The sequence below is a fragment of the Catenovulum agarivorans YM01 genome, assembly GCF_000281085.1.
Taxonomy (GTDB): domain Bacteria; phylum Pseudomonadota; class Gammaproteobacteria; order Enterobacterales; family Alteromonadaceae; genus Catenovulum; species Catenovulum agarivorans.
In genome coordinates this window covers 95133-112326 of the sequence record NZ_JH767533.1, presented here as the reverse complement: position 1 = coordinate 112326, position 17194 = coordinate 95133, and the positions used below count along the sequence as shown (strand labels likewise).

Genomic DNA, 17194 nt, shown 5'->3' with positions numbered 1-17194 from the left:
CAGCTACCCACCAGCAAAAGCCATTGATAACAGCACAGCATGGTCTTCACGCTGGGCGGCTGAAGCAGGCGGCAACGCAGTTAATTTAACTTTGCAATTAGACGAAGCGAAAGAAGTAAAAGAAGTTGGTATTGCTTGGGGTCAAGGTGACTCACGTACCCATACCTTTGAAATTTACGCTCGCCCAGGCACAAGCGGTACTTGGACAAAAATTCATGATGCGGTTAGCTCTGGTAATACTACAGGTATAGAAATGTACGATGTTACCGACATCAATGCGCGTCAAGTTCGAGTAAAAGCACAATCGAACAGCGCAGGTAGTAATTGGATGAATATCACCGAAGTGAAGTTATATGGTGCTGACGGTACAGGCGGCACTACGGATATTCCAGCCATTATTACCGACGGCTCATTATTTGATTTAGAAGGTAGCAACCCACATCCATTGGTTAACAGCAGCACCTTAGAATTTGTACCTTTAGAAACTAAATATACTACTTCTGGTGGTGGCGGCTGGCGTCATGAGTACAAGATAAAATCAAGCAAACGTAAATCAATTTACGATACCAATGAGTCGTTTGCAGCCACCTACAAAATGGATTTGTCTAACGGTGCTAAAACCATAGTTGCACAAACCCATGGCTCAACCATTTCTACTTTAATGAAAGTATTTGTGGCTGACTCTAGTGAATCAGGCTTTGGTGATAGTGTTGCCAATAATGGTATTTTTGACGTGTATGTGCGTTTACGCGGCACAGACGGTAAAGAAGTTAAAAAGTCTCTATGTACTATTGAAAGTGGCGATTCTTTTGACATTAGCTACACCAATAACTACGGCACAATGACAGTAACGGGTTGTGGTAATACATTAAGCATGCAAGTTGAAGACGACGATGCGAGCTACTTTAAGTTTGGTAACTATATGCAGTCGCAAGACCCATATACCAGAGAAGAATGTGGCACACGTGGTGATTCAGACTCATGGGCAGAATGTTTTGAACAGTTTGGTATTACCACGTCAAAAGCAACTGTGACCAATGTGAGCTATAGCAGTAATCACTAAACAAGTTTTACTGTAACCCCTATCTTTAGGCCAGCAGAATTGCTGGCCTAACAACTTACAGCTTGTTATAAAGAACAACCTTTACTCATCTGGAATTCTCACAACGAGATCTGTTACACCAAGCTCTATACCTAATTGATTTAAAAGCGTCGAAACTTGCCCTCTATGATGGGTTTGATGGTTAAACAAGTGCTGTATGAGATATCCAAGGTTTTTACTAAACACCTGACCTTGCGAATTTTTATAGGTTAAATTCGACGACAAAGTTTGGTCACACAACTCACTTGCAAACCCTTTAATTACCGAATCTATTTTGCTGCGTGTTTGTTCAAGCGGCATAAACTCATGATGCAAAATAGTATTTAGCGACTGTGGCTTTTCCAAAGAACGAGCATAATCAAGTGATTTAAAATTTGATGGATGCTCGGCAAATCGCTTAAGCCAGATAATATCACCAACAAGAATATGATTTAACGTGCCAATGATAGAGCCAAAAAACGCCCCACGATTTTTAGCGAGCTCATCAGCACTAAGGTTTGATACGGCCAGATAAATGTTTTGATTCATCCACTGATTGTAATCCGCCAACAACTCAAAGTTTGATTTTAGCGACATAAATTTCCTTTAAATAAAATACCACATAAATGAATTAACTAATTGCCTAAAACGAAAATGCCAAGCGTTGTAAACACTTCTTACATGTTATTAGCACTTTTTAAGCACTGACGTTAATACAATACCAACTGAGTATATAAATTGAGCGAGGTACATTATGGAAAGTGCTGCTTCTTCAGGTTTTTCAGAGAAAAAGAAGCTCAAAACATAAAACAACGAATAAAATAAAGAGCAGCTAGCCACGACCAGAGTTAGGTATTTTAACCAGCTCCAACGCGAAGAGAAATAATGCAGAGCGGAAAACAGTGCTACCAATAGAAAAGCGTTTAGCATTTCTGGAGTACCCGCTTTCCCGCCAGGTGTGGTAGTAGCAACCGATACCATGCCATAAAAAATGCCAACCCCAGTTACCCAAGTAGACGACACTCCACCACCACTTTCGGCGTTTGGTAGTTGCATTTTATAGCGGTGTAAATTCATAGTTACCTAATAGAGTTAACGCACAAATATAGGCTAAAAAGCCTTCGCTATAATAACGAACGGCATACAATGAACCAAGCTTTTCAGCGCCTATTGAGTTGTTGGTTGGGCGCATCTAGCACATGACTTCTCATTTTCTTTAACTTCAAAACGTGAACCACATACGCAACAAGTCCTTAACACAGTAGCACTCATAGTTGAACTACTGACGGAATTCATAGAAACCCCAACAAAAATTTGATTTAGAAATCTCATAGTAAAATTTTCTGGGGTACTATTAGCACTAATTTCTACACTCAAGATTTTTTCTGCTGCAGCAACTTTTTCGGCACCACTTTGAATACCAAGTGGGCTGACTATAATCCCACCAGAAGCTCCCATATCATGTATTCGGTAAGCTAAACCGGCAATTTTTTCTTGGTTTTGTTTTGAAGTGGTATAACGCCGACACTCTATAATCACAATTCCGCCACCTCCTTCTTTAACGCCCTTAGCATCAATTTCCCACTCGGTGCCTGACTTTTTTCCAACTAACTTTTGTTTTCCTTCTACACATGTAAGTTCCAATTTATCTTTTATCGTACCAAGTAAGTAGCTGGAAACTTCTTCGTAACTCTTCCATTCGGTGTTCATAATGACGTTTCACCTCACGCTTTAATAATGCACGAATTGCCCATCGTTTAACAAATCATAGCTCATTTTTTCACTTACAAATTTTGTATCAGATCATCTAAGGCTTTGCTACATATATTATTTCTAGAAGGGTGGGTTTTTAGGCGAGAAGAAATACACCAACAGCGAATTGTATGGCGCATGGGCTAACCGTGCGGATTCCCCCCCATAAAAAAAGCAGGCTTAGCACCTTCCGGTACTAAGCCTGCTTTTTCATCACTGCTGTTTGACTAAACAACCAAGCGTTATTTTATGCTGCTTGCTGTTTATCATCTTCCGGTGCTAAACGGATTAGATAATCAAACGCACTTAAAGATGCAGTTGCGCCTGAGCCCATGGCAATAATAATTTGTTTGTACGGGCTGGTGGTTACATCACCTGCGGCAAATACGCCTGGAATGGAGGTTTCGCCACGCTCATTAACAATTATTTCGCCACGCTGGGTTAAATCAACATCACCGTCTAACCATTCGCTGTTTGGCACTAAACCAATTTGTACAAAGATACCAGCAAGTTCAAGGTGTTGCTGCTCGCCTGTTGCTCTGTCTATATAGTTTAGGCCAGTTACTTTTTGCCCGTCACCTACCACTTCTGTGGTTTGTGCTTGTTTGATAATTTGAATATTTGGCATAGAGCGCGCTTTGCGTTGCAATACTTCGTCGGCTCTAAGCTTTTTATCAAATTCCAATACTGTTACTTGTTCAACTATACCGGCTAAATCAATCGCAGCTTCAATACCTGAGTTACCACCACCTATTACTGCAACTTTTTTGCCTTTAAATAAAGGGCCGTCGCAGTGTGGGCAATAAGCAACACCTTTGCCGCGGTATTCTTTTTCTCCCGGTACATTCATTTCACGCCAGCGCGCACCTGTAGCTAAAATCACAGATTTACTTGCTAAGCTTGCGCCACTTTTTAGCCCAATCTCTATCATGTCGTTACGGGTTATTGAGCTGGCTCTTTGTTGGTCAATAATATCTACATTGTAGTCTTTAACATGTTCTTCTAAACCTGCAACTAACTTAGGCCCTTCCGTTGCTTTCACTGAGATAAAGTTTTCAATTGCAACTGTGTCCATTACTTGCCCACCAAAACGCTCTGCAACTATGCCTGTGCGCAAACCTTTACGCGCTGCGTATATTGCAGCCGCAGCACCCGCTGGGCCACCACCTACAACTAGTACGTCGTATGGGTCTTTTTGGTTAATTTTTTCTGCTTCGCGTTTTGCCGCGCCCGTGTCTACTTTGTTTAGAATTTCTTTAAGGGCAATACGACCTTGCGCAAATACCTCACCATTTAGGTAAACACTTGGTACTGCCATAATATTGCGTTCTGATACTTCATCGGCAAATACAGCACCGTCAATCATCACGTGCTCAACATTTGGGTTTTCAAGCGCCATTAGGTTAAGTGCCTGTACAACCTCAGGGCAGTTTTGGCAACTTAACGAAATATAAGTTTCGAATTTAAGTGGCCCAGGCAATTGGCGAATTTGCTCTAACACTTCTGCTGTTTGTTTACTCGGATGACCACCGGCTTGCAGAATGGCTAAAATCAGCGAGGTAAATTCGTGCCCCATTGGCACACCCGCAAAACCAACTTGGGTGCCTTTAGTTGAGTTTCGCACTGTCATTGACGGAGTGCGTACACCATCTTCATCACTCTGTTTTACTGAAATTTGACTATTAATACTGCTTAAGTCATTGGCTAGTTGGTTAAGTTCTTTTGCCTTGACGCTGTCATCAAGCGAAAGAAGCAACTCAACCGGCTGTTTAATTGCCGAGAAATGACTTTGTAACTGTTGTTTAATTTTGCTGTCTAACATAACAACTCCAAGGGAAAGTAACTGGGTTAAATAGACTTGGAAAAAGAGGGGATAAATCCCCTCTGTTCAAGCCACCAAAAGAAAGCTAATACCTTAGATTTAGCTTAGATTTTGCCTACTAAGTCTAAAGAAGGTGCTAAAGTTTCTTCACCTGGTTGCCATGCAGCTGGACATACTTCACCGTCGTGCTTTGCAACGTATTGTGCCGCTTGAATTTTACGAACTAGTTCTTTAGCGCTACGGCCAATACCTAGGTCGTGAACTTCTGCAACTTTGATTTCGCCTTCAGGGTTGATTACGAAAGTACCACGAAGTGCTAAACCATCTTCTTCAATCATTACGCCGAAGTTACGAGTAATGCGGCCAGTTGGGTCACCAATCATTGGGAAATCAATTTTACCAATTGTGTCTGACGTGTCGTGCCATGCTTTGTGTGTAAAGTGTGTGTCGGTTGATACTGAATAAACTTCAACGCCCATTTGTTGTAGCTGTGCGTAGTAATCTGCTAAATCACCTAGCTCAGTTGGACATACAAATGTGAAGTCTGCTGGGTAGAAAAACACTACAGACCATTTGCCCGCAAGGTCTTTGTCAGATACTTGAACAAAGTCACCTTTGTGGAAAGCTGTTGCGCTGAATTCTTTGATTTTAGTGTTGATAATAGATTGAGTCATAGCTGTCTCCTAATATAAATCTTTGGTTAAGAAAGTTGTTGTTTGCTTCGGGAACTATATTAGGAAAACAGGCTTAATCTGTATAACGGACTGATTCGATTATCACATTCGATTTTTCCGATTAGTTAATCGATAAAACTATTTAGGCTGAAACCAAAGTTGTTTATTGGCTAGTGGAGTTTGTTTAGGTAAAGATGGATTATTTAAGTGCAGGATGCGACGTTGTTCAAGCTGTGTTTTAGCAATCGCATCAGCAAAAGCTTGATTAAACATGCGTTCAAATTCGCCTGTTGCCAATAATTGTTTTAAACCAGACTCTATGGTCGCGGCTAATTGACTGTTATTGCGATTGACAAAAAAATACAATGCCGTGGGGTAATATAAAGCCAAACTGCTTTCAACTTTGACATTGTGACCTTGTGCTTGAAACTGTTCTGCTTCCGACCAAATCTCAAACACACCTCGCGGAAAATACTGCGCTTGCCCAGAAGTTAACACCTCAATTAAATCCGCATAGGCTGGTTTAGTTACGACTTTGAGTTGGTTGCGCTGTAAGATTTCTTCGTCTGGCCAATCTTGCCCTTGCACTGCAGTATAGAGTTTTAGTTGATTACGGTTTTTGACGCTATCAAATAAGTTTTGATGTTCAGGTTTAATTAAAAACAGCCGCCAGCCACTTAAACCTTTAGTCAGTGGTATACGAATAGGTAAATATAAAGCTTCACGTTGTTTATTGGTCATAGTCCAAACAACGTCTACCTGATTACGATAGAGCAGGTTAAGCGCTTGTTCTTGATCTACGGTTTGTTCATAGAGTTCAAGTTGATATTGTTGATCAACTTGTTTTAATGCTTTGCTTAATAAAGTAATGGGATAATTATGCTGTTTATCCCACTCACCTAACGGTGGTGGATACACTATAGATTTACTGATAGCCACTGCTGAAATTAAATACGTGACCAGCACTAATCCAAAAGCCCATGTACGCTGCATAATTATTTAAACAAAAATTTAGACGGAATTACGTTTAGCTTAGTTGTCAAAAGCCGTATCTGCCAATTAATTATGGCCGTTTAGCTAACGGATCAACTTATAATCTAGCCCTTGCTGCTGTAAAAAGCTTTCAGCGTTGTCACCCTGTAACAATGCGATTGTGGCTAAACTCCCTGCTTGTATGCAAGTTTTACCATATACAGATACAGACACAGGTGCGCCTTCAACTGGCCAACCGGTTTTAGGATTGAGGATATGGCCGTAGCGTTTGCCGTCAACTTCAATTGATCTGTGTATTTCACCACTGGTCGCCATTGCACCTTGGCGAATTTCAAATAACTCTATTTGCGGTGATAAAGCATTGGGGTTTTCTATGCTCACCTGCCAAGCTTGACCATCTTTACGTGGTTGACTCACTTGCATATCCCCACCAAAACAGACTAACACAGACGCATTAGGCGCTAACATGCTGCAAGCATGTGCCACTAGCCCTACCGCATATTCTTTGGCAATTGCGCCTAAATCAATTTCCATTCCAGCAGGAATTTGAATTGATTTCTTATCAAATTTAACTTTATCCCAACCGACCAATTGTAATAAAGCAGCAACTTGTTGTTTAGAAGGTAGTTTGTTTTGCTGCTCGTCTAACGGCCATGCACGACGCAAAATCCCCGAAGTGATATCAAATAAACCATCAGATTTTTGATAACACTGATCAGCAAAACTGAGTAAACGGTAAACTTCTTCATCAATCGCAACAACTTCACCACGAGCATTATTAATTGCATAACAAATATTGTCGTTACGATAACGACTGAACTTATGATCAACCCGCATTGCTTGGTGGTATGCCAAAGCAGCAACCTGCTCAATTAAAGCTGGCTCTAACTTGTCTACTAATACTTCACAAGTATTGGCCATAGCTTCAAATCGAATACATGCATGTTGCTGGTAAAAATGTATTTTATAATCAGGTCGCATCTTGTTAGTCTTAATTCCACCGAGATAGGCTATCTTTATATTTAGAATATACCGTAGTGATGTGCAATAAAACAGTAGTGTTAGGTTAATCTATAAGAGAAAATGTCAGCAAATTTATCCAAGGATGTATTTATGTATACACTTAGTCAGCTAAAAACGCTTAGTTTGTCATTAATAACAACTTTTTGTTTAGTGGTGAGCAGCCAGGTATATGCGCAAAACTTGACCGTTGCGCAAATTGAACAGTGGACAAAAGCAGCACCCCAAATTGCAACTTGGTTTAAACAGCATGAAGAAAAACTCAATGCAACTGCTGAAATTGATTTTGCTAATTCAGCTCCAGCAGATGTAGCGTCACAAGCATCATCAGCACTTAAACAACTTAAGCTGTACAAACAATTTGAGAACCAAGTGCAATCACAAGGTTTTGCCAGTGTTGAACAATTCTTTGTGGTGCAATCTGAAATTATTCAAGGTTATATGCAAGTAGCTATGCAGGCCTATTCAATTTCGCCTGAGATTCAACAAGAGATAAAAGACTCACTAACCGAATTAGACGCATCAGAGTTTTTAACTCAAGAACAAAAAGATCAAATGAAACAACAAATGCTCAGTATGTTCCAACAATTGCAAACGCCAAAACAAACAGAACAAACGGCTAATCAAAAGTTAATCCGCCAATACGCTGACAAAATCAAACAAACATTAGATAGCTTTCCTGCAGACGAATAAACCTAAAAGAATAAATAAGGTCGCAATTAATGAGTTCAAACACGCTAGACAATAACGACATTCAAGCCCCTAGCCCATTTGATATCGCTATGATGCTGTTATCAGCCATCGCCATGGTGATAGTTTTATGCATATTTATTATGCCGATGCATTCAGAAACACGCAGATTATTAACCCTGATAGACACTATGATTTGTATAGTTTTTATGATGCATTTTGTTTTTAATTTGGCAACCAGTGAACAAAAAATTCAATACGTGAAAGAGCATTGGCTTGAGTTTGTCGCCAGCATTCCGCTAGTTGAGCCGTTACGCTTATTACGTTTTTTACAAATATTCCGCGTAATTCGCATGATACGCATTGCTCGTAGTGTGTTACTGCCAATGCTCAAGCAGCGTATTCAAACTACCATGGCAGGCCTTTTGGTGTTTATGGTACTCATAGTTGCCGGTAGCTCAGTTGCGATATTTTTAATTGAAAGCAATGCAGCCGATTCAAACATTAAAACCGCCGAAGACGCTTTATGGTGGGGTCTTATAACTATTTCAACTGTGGGTTATGGTGACTACTATCCAGTAACAACTTGGGGGCGTTTAGTTAGTAGTTTATTAATTATTAGTGGTGTTAGTTTATTTGGTGTAATTTCTGGTTATATTGCTTCGAGCTTTTCTAAAGCGCCTGAGGATACTGAACACACGCCAATGTGGGCTGAAAAAATTCTGCAGGAACAAAATTTACAGCACCAGCAGCTGGTAGATAAGATATCCAATTTAGAAGCTGAAATTGTTGAATTGAGAAAACAACAGCAACAGTCTCAACAGTAAGTCATTAATAAAACAGACTTATCGCATTAAGATATATATCTTAATGCGATAAAATCTATAACAAAGTTAATTTAAGCCTAAGCTAAACCCACACCTCTAGCCATTAACGCGGCTAATAGCGGTATAACCAATAACAAAGTTAACTCAGCACGCATAATCATAACTATCTTTTTTGGTACTTGAATTGTCTCACCAACAAAGTTGCGGTTTTTAATAAAATAGATAGTTGGGTAAATAGACAGTAGCGCCATAATTACAAACAAAGTCATCTTAACGTGGAAGATTGGATTTTTACTGTAAAACTCTGCTGGTTTACCAACACTGGCAATTAACATTACACCCGCAATTAATACCAACACAGCACCTAAACCATAAACAGCATCAGCTATGCGTAAGCTCTTAAACTGCTGCTGATTTAACTGCCAACCAGCCAATATATGTGTTGCAACTAAACCTGACGCTAAAAATATAATGCCAATAAAATGCATATAACGAACTAAAATTTCATCCATCTTTTTCCCCTTTTTCTCAATATGAGTGGCTTGAGTGTATTGCGTTAATGTAAGCTGTTTAAATGTTGTAAAACTTGATTTTTATCATGTAACTTGCGAATTGATAATAACAAATCGCCTGCTTGTGGGAAGTGAATTTTAAGATAGCGCAGCCATTGTTTTACTCTGTTGCCATAATATAAACCACGATCATGGTCTATTTCTAAATCAGCATAAGCAATTAACACTGCAACGGCTTGCTGCCAACTAAGCGGCTGTGCAGCATGACGCAATATACTAGCAATATTTGGCATAGCTAACGCGCCGCGGCCTACCATTAAATGCTGACAACCACTTTGCTGCAAACAGTTTTCAGCATCTAACACAGACCACACCTCACCATTGGCGACCACAGGCATATTTACTTTATGCAATACACTGCTGATTTCCGCCCAATATGCAGGTGGTTTATAACCATGTGCTTTGGTACGTGCATGAATAGCTAAACTACTCGCGCCTGCTTGATTAACCGCATCAACATTCGCATGAAATAAGCTAGCATCGTCAAAACCTAAACGAATTTTTGCACTCACAATATGCGGCTGCGGCACAGCATCGCGCACAGCTTTAACTATCTTGTATAGCACCTCAGGCTCTTGCAACAGTACAGCACCACCTTTGGAGTTATTCACAGTTTTTGCTGGGCAACCAAAATTTAAATCCACCCCATGTGAACCCAGCTCAATTGCACGCACTGCATTTTCAGCTAAATATTCTGGGTTGTTACCCAATAATTGTACACGCACAGGTACACCTGACGGAGTTTTACCAGCGTTGCTTACAAGCTCTGGGCATAAACGATAAAAACTGCGATCTGGCAATACAGTTTGGCTAATCCGAACAAATTCGGTTACGCATAAATCAAAACCAGCAAAACGTGTTAGCAAATCACGTACAGCAAAATCAACCACACCTTCCATGGGTGCCAGCGTTAAGCTGCGAATGTTAGCCAACATTTTTATACCAAAAAACTTTTAAACCTTTTTCTGGGTACTTTTCTTTAAACACAGCTGGCGCAGCTAAACTTTGTTGCAACTGCCAGTTGGGCGCAAATTCTTCCACTTGTTGTTGTAGAAAGGTATCGGATAAATCTGGCGCGTTTAAACACAATAAAATATCCGCCCCTTCGGCTAAAAACTCAGTCATGCGGCGAATAATTTTTGCGTAGTCTTTTTCGATATTAACTGAGCCTTTTTGAAAAGCGGGTGGATCACAAATTAACATATCGTAAGGTGCATGTTTACGCACACGCCCGAAAGATTTAAACAAATCGACCGCTTCGTATTTGATTTTCGTTTTGTCTTGCTGATTAAGTTGGTGATTAACTCGCCCTTGCGCTAGCGCAGCTTTGCTCATATCTAAATTGACCACAGATTCAGCACCACCAGCAATTGCAGCCACGGAAAAAGCACAGGTATAAGCAAATAGATTTAATACACGTTTACCATTGGCGTGCTGTTTAACCCATTCACGACCATTTTCCATATCCAAAAACAATCCGTGATTTTGTTTTTTTCCTAGGGTTAATTGGTACTGTAAACCAAGCTCTGTAACCACCAACTGATTAACCATATCGCCAAATAAAACTTCACATTGTCCTTGGTCGTATGAACCACTAATCGCATACCTATGCTGCAGAATTAAACTTTGGCACTCTGGTATATTAGTTTTTACCCAAGCTTGAATAACCTCTTTTAAATCGGGTTCAACAGGTTTGTAAGCAGTCACATACACCACAGGTTTTAACCAGTCTATGCAGATATGCTCTAAACCGGCAAAACAATGACCTCGACCATGAAATAGTCGTTGGCAATCATCACCTGTTGGTCGTTGGATATTTTCAATAAGGGTATTCATATATGGCTTCTATACTTACTAGGCTGCAACTGGCGGGCATTATAGAGCTAAATCAATATAAATTGCGAGTATCAGAGCCATCACAGACAGTTCAATTCAAGGCGTATCATTGCAGGAATGTAGGCACCTTTCAAAATGATACAACACAGAAGTAGGCTGTCTGTGAGGCTCCTAAAAGGCTGGGCTAAAAGCCATTTATTCTGCGTTAAGTTGGCTTGATATAGAACCACTATGCCTGTGCCAACTTGCCTTGCCTAAATGGCTTTTATCTCCAGCTGATTATCGCTATTTATATTGATTTAGCTCTTCCTAAGATCACCAGATTGAGTTAGTTTGCCAGCAAGCAATCAACACCTTCAACTAAAACAGCTTTCAATAGTTACACTTTTAACCAACTTTATAGTCAAATGTTAGCCAAATTAACCAACTGAATTGATATTTTAATAACAATACAGGGAGGGAATCAGAAAAAGGTATTATAAAACATATGGTTAACTACTTTGGCACAGATAAAGCTATATGTATGGAGAATTCAACCACAGATACATAGTCAATCCCAAAGCGGATGGCTTTATTTAAAAGGATTAACTGATGAACAAACTCACTTATGCAATCGGCACAGCCGCCATAGTAGCGACTATTGTATGCGGCGCGAATGCCAATGACAGCCAACCACACATCAATGAGCAGTTATTGCAACTGTCAGGTTTTGATAAGCTCAAGCTTAAAACCTTCCATTCTGATGTTGTGGTAAAACACACCCAAGATGCTGACAGCCGTTTTTATATGCAGCAAACCTTGTTAAACGGCAGCTCGGAAGATTGTTTGTACCAGTGGGATATAGATAAAGGCTGGGGTACAGCAGATATTAGCCTGCAAAAACAAGACAATGGTTTTTTCGATTCATGTTCAGTTGAGCGAAAAATTACCATTAGCTTAGGCCAAAATGACTTTAATAAAGTGTATATCAGCCACCATCATGGTGTGATCAATATAGATAAGCTCGATTATGCAGACTTAGAGTTAGATAGCCACCATGGGCAATTTAACGTGCGTGACATCAAAGCAAACAAGCTCGAAATTGATAAACACCATGCTTCTATGCTGATTGAACAAATTGTTGCTGACTCTATCAATTTTGACTCTTCACACGGTTCGACTGAAATATTAGACGTAACCGCCAAGCTATTAAAAGCAGAGGTTAGCCATGGCTCTTTGGCAGTAAAACACAGCGAAATTGGTAAAACTGACATTGAAAGTGCTCATGCCAGCATAATGATAGATGAATTTGTTGGTTCATCGTTTAAAGCCGATGGTGCGCACAGCAAAGTTAAACTCGCAGCTAAACATTTGGATAGAGTGGAAATAGAAAACAAACATGGCGAAATTCATTTTGTTGGCTCTAGTAAAAAACTCAAAACCGACAATAGCCACGGCAGCACTTATATTAAGCAGCTACAACAAGATGGTTTTGAAATAAGCAGCAAAGCCCGCCACGGCAATATTGATTTGTATTTACCTGAAGGTACGCAATACCAAAGCAAAGTATCTGGTGACAGCAGCGTTAGTAATGGTAGCGCTGCCAGCAAAAACAAAATTGACTTGTCGGTTAAACACGGCCACAGCCAAATCATTCATATCTAGTAAGTTAAAAGATCCCCTACCAAAGCCCCATTTTGTGTTGTTTGCAAATGGGGCTTTTCTTATATTTGCGATAAGGTAAGTGTTAGCTACTGAAAACACGCAAGCCTATGCTGCCAATTACCATTGTGTTGCGCATCACACGCCTGTTCACTATCAAACTGTATTTGTTTATCTACATTGTTGAGTTTAATCTCCAGCGCCTGCAAATATTCAACAACCCAAGTTTTCATCGTATTGGCATTTTCGGCTTCAGCCCTGACCTGCTGCTCAGTTGTTGCAAATACAAATATCACTTTTAAGCTTTTGTCTAAATTAGTGTAGTCAACCACATGGGTTAACCAGACAAACCCATCAATTTCATTTTGCGCTAAATGACATAATTGAGTGAGTTGACGAACAATTTGTTTGTCGAGTTGTTTAATTTGTTTTTGAGTTAGCTTTTGATTTTGCTTGGGCATAGGTTTTGGGGTTTCTCAGGAAAATAAATTTTGGAACTTGGATAAATTAAGCGTTTAAGTGATGAGCAATTAACCGACAGTTTTATACTGTTAACTCAACATCCTTAAATAACGTCTTGCTTTTAAGATGGGAGACATGGTTAGAAGTCAAAGTATGTAACTGCTTATAGACATTATATTTTGCTTCTTCTCCATAATGGTAAATATTAATAGATTTGTAATTATCTTCAGGTTTTCTTGGGCTCTTTAATGAATTTAAAAAACCAAAGTACATATGATCGGGCTCCCCAAGGGAATGTCCAAAAATATGTAGACTGTCAAACTTCTTAAAAGCTTCGAAACAACGCCGTCCATCAAACAATGGGCTAGTAGACTTATATAAGAATGTATGTGTGTCATTGATTTTGGCATTGTCATCAACACCAAATATGATTTCATCCTGATTTACACTACCATGAACATGCAGAATGCGGTCTTGTAGGGAATCACCATAGCCCAGTGATTTTAGAATATAGCTAACTGAGTCAGTGTAGTTGAAATTCACGACTATGATGTCATCTAAGTTTTTCTCGGAAAAAAGCTTATAAGCGTCAGATTCAGTATTAACGGAAGCAATATCTATGGACTTTATGTATTCCTTTAGTGCGCCACACAATTTTTTGTAATCGTCTAACAAGTTAGGACTATGGTCGCTTTTTCTAGAGAATTCGGCTAATTCTCGTTCGATATCTATCCAATTGGACATCTCATTAACTTGGTTTAAGTAATTAAACAATTCAGAATGTCCATCTACATGTCTTTTAAAAAATTGAGAGCCAACAAAATCCCTGTAACTAGTTTTCAAACCTAAATTTAAATCAAAACCATTCCCTATTAAATACACGTCTGTCATTTCATTATCTCGAAGCTATAGCTCATAAACAATATAAGTGTAGGGTGCAGATCTAAGCCAACCACTTTTTAATAACCAAAGCGATTCGCCGATAGTCGTCTTCAGCGAATGTTTTGAGCAATACACCAACCCGTTTTGATTGGTGCATTTTAGGTTGTTGGCGCATGTATATTTTATGCAATGCGCCGGATGGCTTGTTACTTTTGTCTGTCATCTTTAATTTGTTGCTGACGGCTTTTCCACCAGCTTATACCTTTTACAACCACGGCTGCAAAGGCTATCCAAAAAATTGCGTGATAAAAGGCATGTGCCGTTTGATCTAAGCTGTGATCTGGATGTGCTAATGCTTGGGTTGTAAATAATGTAGTGATAATTACTAATATGCTTTTTAACATGTTTTTATCCTCGTAAATTTTAAATTCTGTCTCTGCTACCAAACTAGTAGCGCTTGTAAACCCAAGTCCCAATCCCAGTCAGGAATTGCGATTAATACGCAGACTCGCTGTAAACCCGTCCGTGGGAGCTCGAGACAAATCATCCACGATTTGTACGGTCTGCTTTATTAACCCCAATCCCTTCCTTCAACTCTTGTGTCGCTGCAAAATAACTACCGCAACACCAATGCCAAAAAGGTGTATGGGTGTGTTGGTCGAAAAATCTCTTTTTCAGGGATGAAAAAGCGAAGCGTACATGGATGTATTCACCGCGTTTTTTCGAGCAATTCCCCATTCGCCTTAACTTTCCCTGCCACCCAACTAGCTGCGGCCAATCCTCAATTGCAACACCAATGCCAAAAAGGTGGATGGGTGTGTTGTTTGCAAATTAAGCTGTGCGCGCTATATCCAACATACCTTCAGTTTCAATAAAACTAATAATCTCATCTAAGCCTTGTTTCGCCTTAAGATTACTGAAAATAAACGGCTTATCACCGCGCATTTTCTTCGAATCGCGCTCCATCACCTCTAATGACGCACCAACATACTCAGCGATATCAATTTTATTGATAATTAATAAATCCGACTTAGTAATACCCGGGCCGCCTTTACGTGGAATTTTATCACCGGCAGAAACATCAATTACATAAATAGTTAAATCAGATAACTCAGGGCTAAAGGTTGCAGATAAATTATCACCGCCACTTTCAACTAAAACAAAATCTAACTCACCATGACGTTTTTGCAACTCATCGATAGCAGCCAAGTTCATTGATGCATCTTCACGAATGGCCGTATGTGGGCAACCACCGGTTTCAACCCCCATAATGCGATCTGGCTCTAAAGCACCGTGACGAGTTAAAAACGCAGCGTCTTCGTGGGTATAAATATCGTTAGTGACAACAGCCATATTGTATTTTTCACGCAAAGCTAAACATAACTCGCGTAATAACGCAGTTTTACCCGAACCGACAGGTCCACCTACACCAATTCGTAAAGTTTGTTTTTTCATTTTGTTCTCCTACTTCATTCGTTCGCTTAACTTGTGCGGTTAAGACCTAAATAATCTTGAATACTGGGTTTCGTGCCAAGCACTGGCCATAGCAACACTAGGTAAACTATTGCCAATTTGTGAACGCTGGCGTGAATTTGCATCAGCAATTACTTCATCCACCAATTCACTTAAACTAAACATTAAATTTTGCGCTTGGGTTTGCCCCAATGGCACCAGCTTAGTTGCTGCCGCAACTTGATTTTCGATAAACATCCAACAAAAGCCAGTTAACGCTAGTTGTTGCTCAAGCTGCCAGCAATAACAAGCAACTGCAAATGCGCTGGCGAAACTGATATCCTGCCATTCTTGCATCTGCGCCAATAAACTTTGTTGCTCGGCGTTAAACTCGGTATTTTGTTGAGTTAACACGCGTAACAAAGCACGCCCCATAGCAACATCAGCTAATCTAAGCTCATGGCTTTCGCGGCTAGCAATGGCTAGCTGGTTTAGCTCGACAACTTCAGCATAATCCGTTGTTTGATTTAATGATTGCAACACCAAACGGATAATGATTAAATCTGTTGTGCCGATAGAAGCTTGCAGATTAGTGGTTATCCAATTCTCACACTCAGCAACATTCGTCACCCAACCAGTTTCAACTGCATACTCAAGCCCTTGAGAAAATGAGAAACCACCAACGGGTAACCCAGGGCTACAGAGTTGGAGTAAACGAGTGAGCTTAAGTGAGTTGATGGCATTAGTGTGCATGCGAATGTCCTGAATGGCTGCCATAAGCACCGTTTTCTGGTTCAAATATCTCTGGTGCATCTGATGTTGTTAATCCGTACATTTCGCATAATTCTTTTAGTACGTGATCGGGTTTAAAACGCAACCAGCGCTCGCCAACTTGCAACACTGTATGACGGTTACCTAAGTGATAACAAACTTTGCTGAATGTGTGCCAGTCTTCAGTGCTTGCTGTGATCACTGGCTCTTTGGCACCTTTGATTTCTATTAATAATCCACATTCGGTTTTTAATACCTCACCTACGCGCAATGGATTACCGCGGTCGACGAATATACCTATATCTTGCCCTTGGTCGGTTTTACCTTTGATTCGGGCTTTTTGTCTTGTTTCTCTGTCTAATGTTATTGAGTCGTTTATTGCTTGATGTGTATGACTCAATCTTTCAAATGCTTGTAACATATATACCTTCTTAAATCGTTTTATTGCTCGATTCGTTATTAGATAGTGCAAACTAGGTAGTGCTTTGACTCCGTGCCACGGAGCAAGTTTGAAGCATAATTTCTAAAAACGCCGTAAATATATCCCTATAGGCTCTACCCTGTCATCCATGACAGGGAGGTTTTAGAAATCAGCATTCAAACCCGCTTTTCTAAACATTTTTATTGCTGCAAAAACTCACCGCAACACCAGTGCTAGAAAGGTGTATGGGTGTGTTGGTCGAAAAATCTCTTTTTCAGGGATGAAAAAGGGAAGCGTA

At 40.0% G+C, this 17194-nt stretch carries 20 protein-coding genes; 4 read left to right on the top strand and 16 right to left on the bottom strand.

The genetic code is table 11. The annotated features are described in order from the left end of the window. A partial coding sequence (locus tag WSC_RS23115) for a polysaccharide lyase family 7 protein (protein WP_050996203.1) occupies positions 1–1063 on the top strand: 1063 nt, incomplete at its 5' end. 81 nt (positions 1064–1144) lie between these two features. Here the strand turns inward: WSC_RS23115 and WSC_RS0116160 are convergent. The 7 genes from WSC_RS0116160 to WSC_RS0116130 form a co-directional block, all read right to left on the bottom strand. Then, entirely contained in the window at positions 1145–1678 is a 534-nt protein-coding gene (locus WSC_RS0116160) for a DinB family protein (RefSeq protein WP_016956990.1), read from the bottom strand. 90 nt (positions 1679–1768) lie between these two features. Continuing rightward, positions 1769–2158, bottom strand: coding sequence for a hypothetical protein (locus tag WSC_RS0116155; protein ID WP_016956989.1), 390 nt, complete (start codon positions 2156–2158; stop codon positions 1769–1771). Between the two features lie 90 nt (positions 2159–2248). Further along, a complete protein-coding gene (locus tag WSC_RS23110; RefSeq protein WP_016956988.1) occupies positions 2249–2791 on the bottom strand; it encodes a restriction endonuclease in 543 nt (180 codons plus the stop codon). A gap of 289 nt (positions 2792–3080) precedes the next feature. Then, on the bottom strand, positions 3081–4655 hold the full coding sequence (gene ahpF / locus WSC_RS0116145) for an alkyl hydroperoxide reductase subunit F (protein WP_016956987.1): 1575 nt from the start codon (positions 4653–4655) through the stop codon (positions 3081–3083). Positions 4656–4759: 104 nt separating this feature from the next. Continuing rightward, positions 4760–5329: an alkyl hydroperoxide reductase subunit C gene (ahpC, locus tag WSC_RS0116140; RefSeq protein ID WP_016956986.1), complete on the bottom strand. Its 570-nt coding sequence runs from the start codon at positions 5327–5329 to the stop codon at positions 4760–4762. Positions 5330–5467: 138 nt separating this feature from the next. Continuing rightward, complete coding sequence (locus tag WSC_RS0116135; protein WP_016956985.1) at positions 5468–6322, bottom strand: type 2 periplasmic-binding domain-containing protein; 855 nt, start codon at positions 6320–6322, stop codon at positions 5468–5470. Between the two features lie 84 nt (positions 6323–6406). After that, a complete protein-coding gene (locus tag WSC_RS0116130) occupies positions 6407–7303 on the bottom strand; it encodes an FAD:protein FMN transferase (RefSeq protein WP_016956984.1) in 897 nt (298 codons plus the stop codon). Between the two features lie 132 nt (positions 7304–7435). On the opposite strand from WSC_RS0116130, the gene WSC_RS0116125 reads away from it, so the two are divergent. Both WSC_RS0116125 and WSC_RS0116120 read left to right on the top strand, forming a co-directional pair. After that, complete coding sequence (locus WSC_RS0116125; RefSeq protein ID WP_016956983.1) at positions 7436–8035, top strand: hypothetical protein; 600 nt, start codon at positions 7436–7438, stop codon at positions 8033–8035. 29 nt (positions 8036–8064) lie between these two features. Beyond that, entirely contained in the window at positions 8065–8859 is a 795-nt protein-coding gene (locus WSC_RS0116120) for a potassium channel family protein (RefSeq protein ID WP_016956982.1), read from the top strand. Positions 8860–8936: 77 nt separating this feature from the next. Here WSC_RS0116120 and WSC_RS0116115 read toward each other — a convergent pair whose 3' ends face one another. The 3 genes from WSC_RS0116115 to WSC_RS0116105 are packed head-to-tail and all read right to left on the bottom strand — an operon-like array spanning position 8937 to position 11267. Next, on the bottom strand, positions 8937–9371 hold the full coding sequence (locus WSC_RS0116115; protein WP_016956981.1) for a DUF2214 family protein: 435 nt from the start codon (positions 9369–9371) through the stop codon (positions 8937–8939). Positions 9372–9415: 44 nt separating this feature from the next. Continuing rightward, the gene (locus WSC_RS0116110) at positions 9416–10366 is read right to left on the bottom strand and encodes a tRNA-dihydrouridine synthase (protein ID WP_016956980.1); all 951 of its coding nucleotides are present in this window, start codon (positions 10364–10366) and stop codon (positions 9416–9418) included. Then, positions 10356–11267 (bottom strand): class I SAM-dependent methyltransferase, encoded by a 912-nt coding sequence (locus WSC_RS0116105; RefSeq protein ID WP_016956979.1) that lies wholly within the window; start codon positions 11265–11267, stop codon positions 10356–10358. Before WSC_RS0116105 ends, WSC_RS0116110 begins: the two co-directional genes overlap by 11 nt. A gap of 591 nt (positions 11268–11858) precedes the next feature. Here WSC_RS0116105 and WSC_RS0116100 point away from each other — a divergent pair. Further along, positions 11859–12911 (top strand): DUF4097 family beta strand repeat-containing protein, encoded by a 1053-nt coding sequence (locus WSC_RS0116100; RefSeq protein WP_016956978.1) that lies wholly within the window; start codon positions 11859–11861, stop codon positions 12909–12911. Between the two features lie 86 nt (positions 12912–12997). Here the strand turns inward: WSC_RS0116100 and WSC_RS0116095 are convergent, their stop codons facing one another. From WSC_RS0116095 to WSC_RS0116065, 6 genes are all read right to left on the bottom strand, one after another. Next, entirely contained in the window at positions 12998–13369 is a 372-nt protein-coding gene (locus WSC_RS0116095) for a hypothetical protein (protein WP_016956977.1), read from the bottom strand. An 82-nt stretch (positions 13370–13451) separates the two neighbouring features. Next, the gene (locus WSC_RS0116090; RefSeq protein ID WP_016956976.1) at positions 13452–14261 is read right to left on the bottom strand and encodes an AbiH family protein; all 810 of its coding nucleotides are present in this window, start codon (positions 14259–14261) and stop codon (positions 13452–13454) included. A gap of 197 nt (positions 14262–14458) precedes the next feature. Then, positions 14459–14656, bottom strand: a complete 198-nt coding sequence (locus WSC_RS0116080; protein ID WP_016956974.1) for a hypothetical protein — start codon at positions 14654–14656, stop codon at positions 14459–14461. Between the two features lie 427 nt (positions 14657–15083). Then, positions 15084–15707, bottom strand: coding sequence for an urease accessory protein UreG (gene ureG / locus WSC_RS0116075; RefSeq protein WP_016956973.1), 624 nt, complete (start codon positions 15705–15707; stop codon positions 15084–15086). Between the two features lie 39 nt (positions 15708–15746). Next, positions 15747–16481 (bottom strand): urease accessory protein UreF, encoded by a 735-nt coding sequence (locus tag WSC_RS0116070; protein WP_237716326.1) that lies wholly within the window; start codon positions 16479–16481, stop codon positions 15747–15749. Next, complete coding sequence (locus WSC_RS0116065) at positions 16447–16896, bottom strand: urease accessory protein UreE (protein ID WP_016956971.1); 450 nt, start codon at positions 16894–16896, stop codon at positions 16447–16449. The genes WSC_RS0116070 and WSC_RS0116065 overlap by 35 nt, the downstream gene beginning before the upstream one ends. Positions 16897–17194 lie beyond the last annotated feature (298 nt).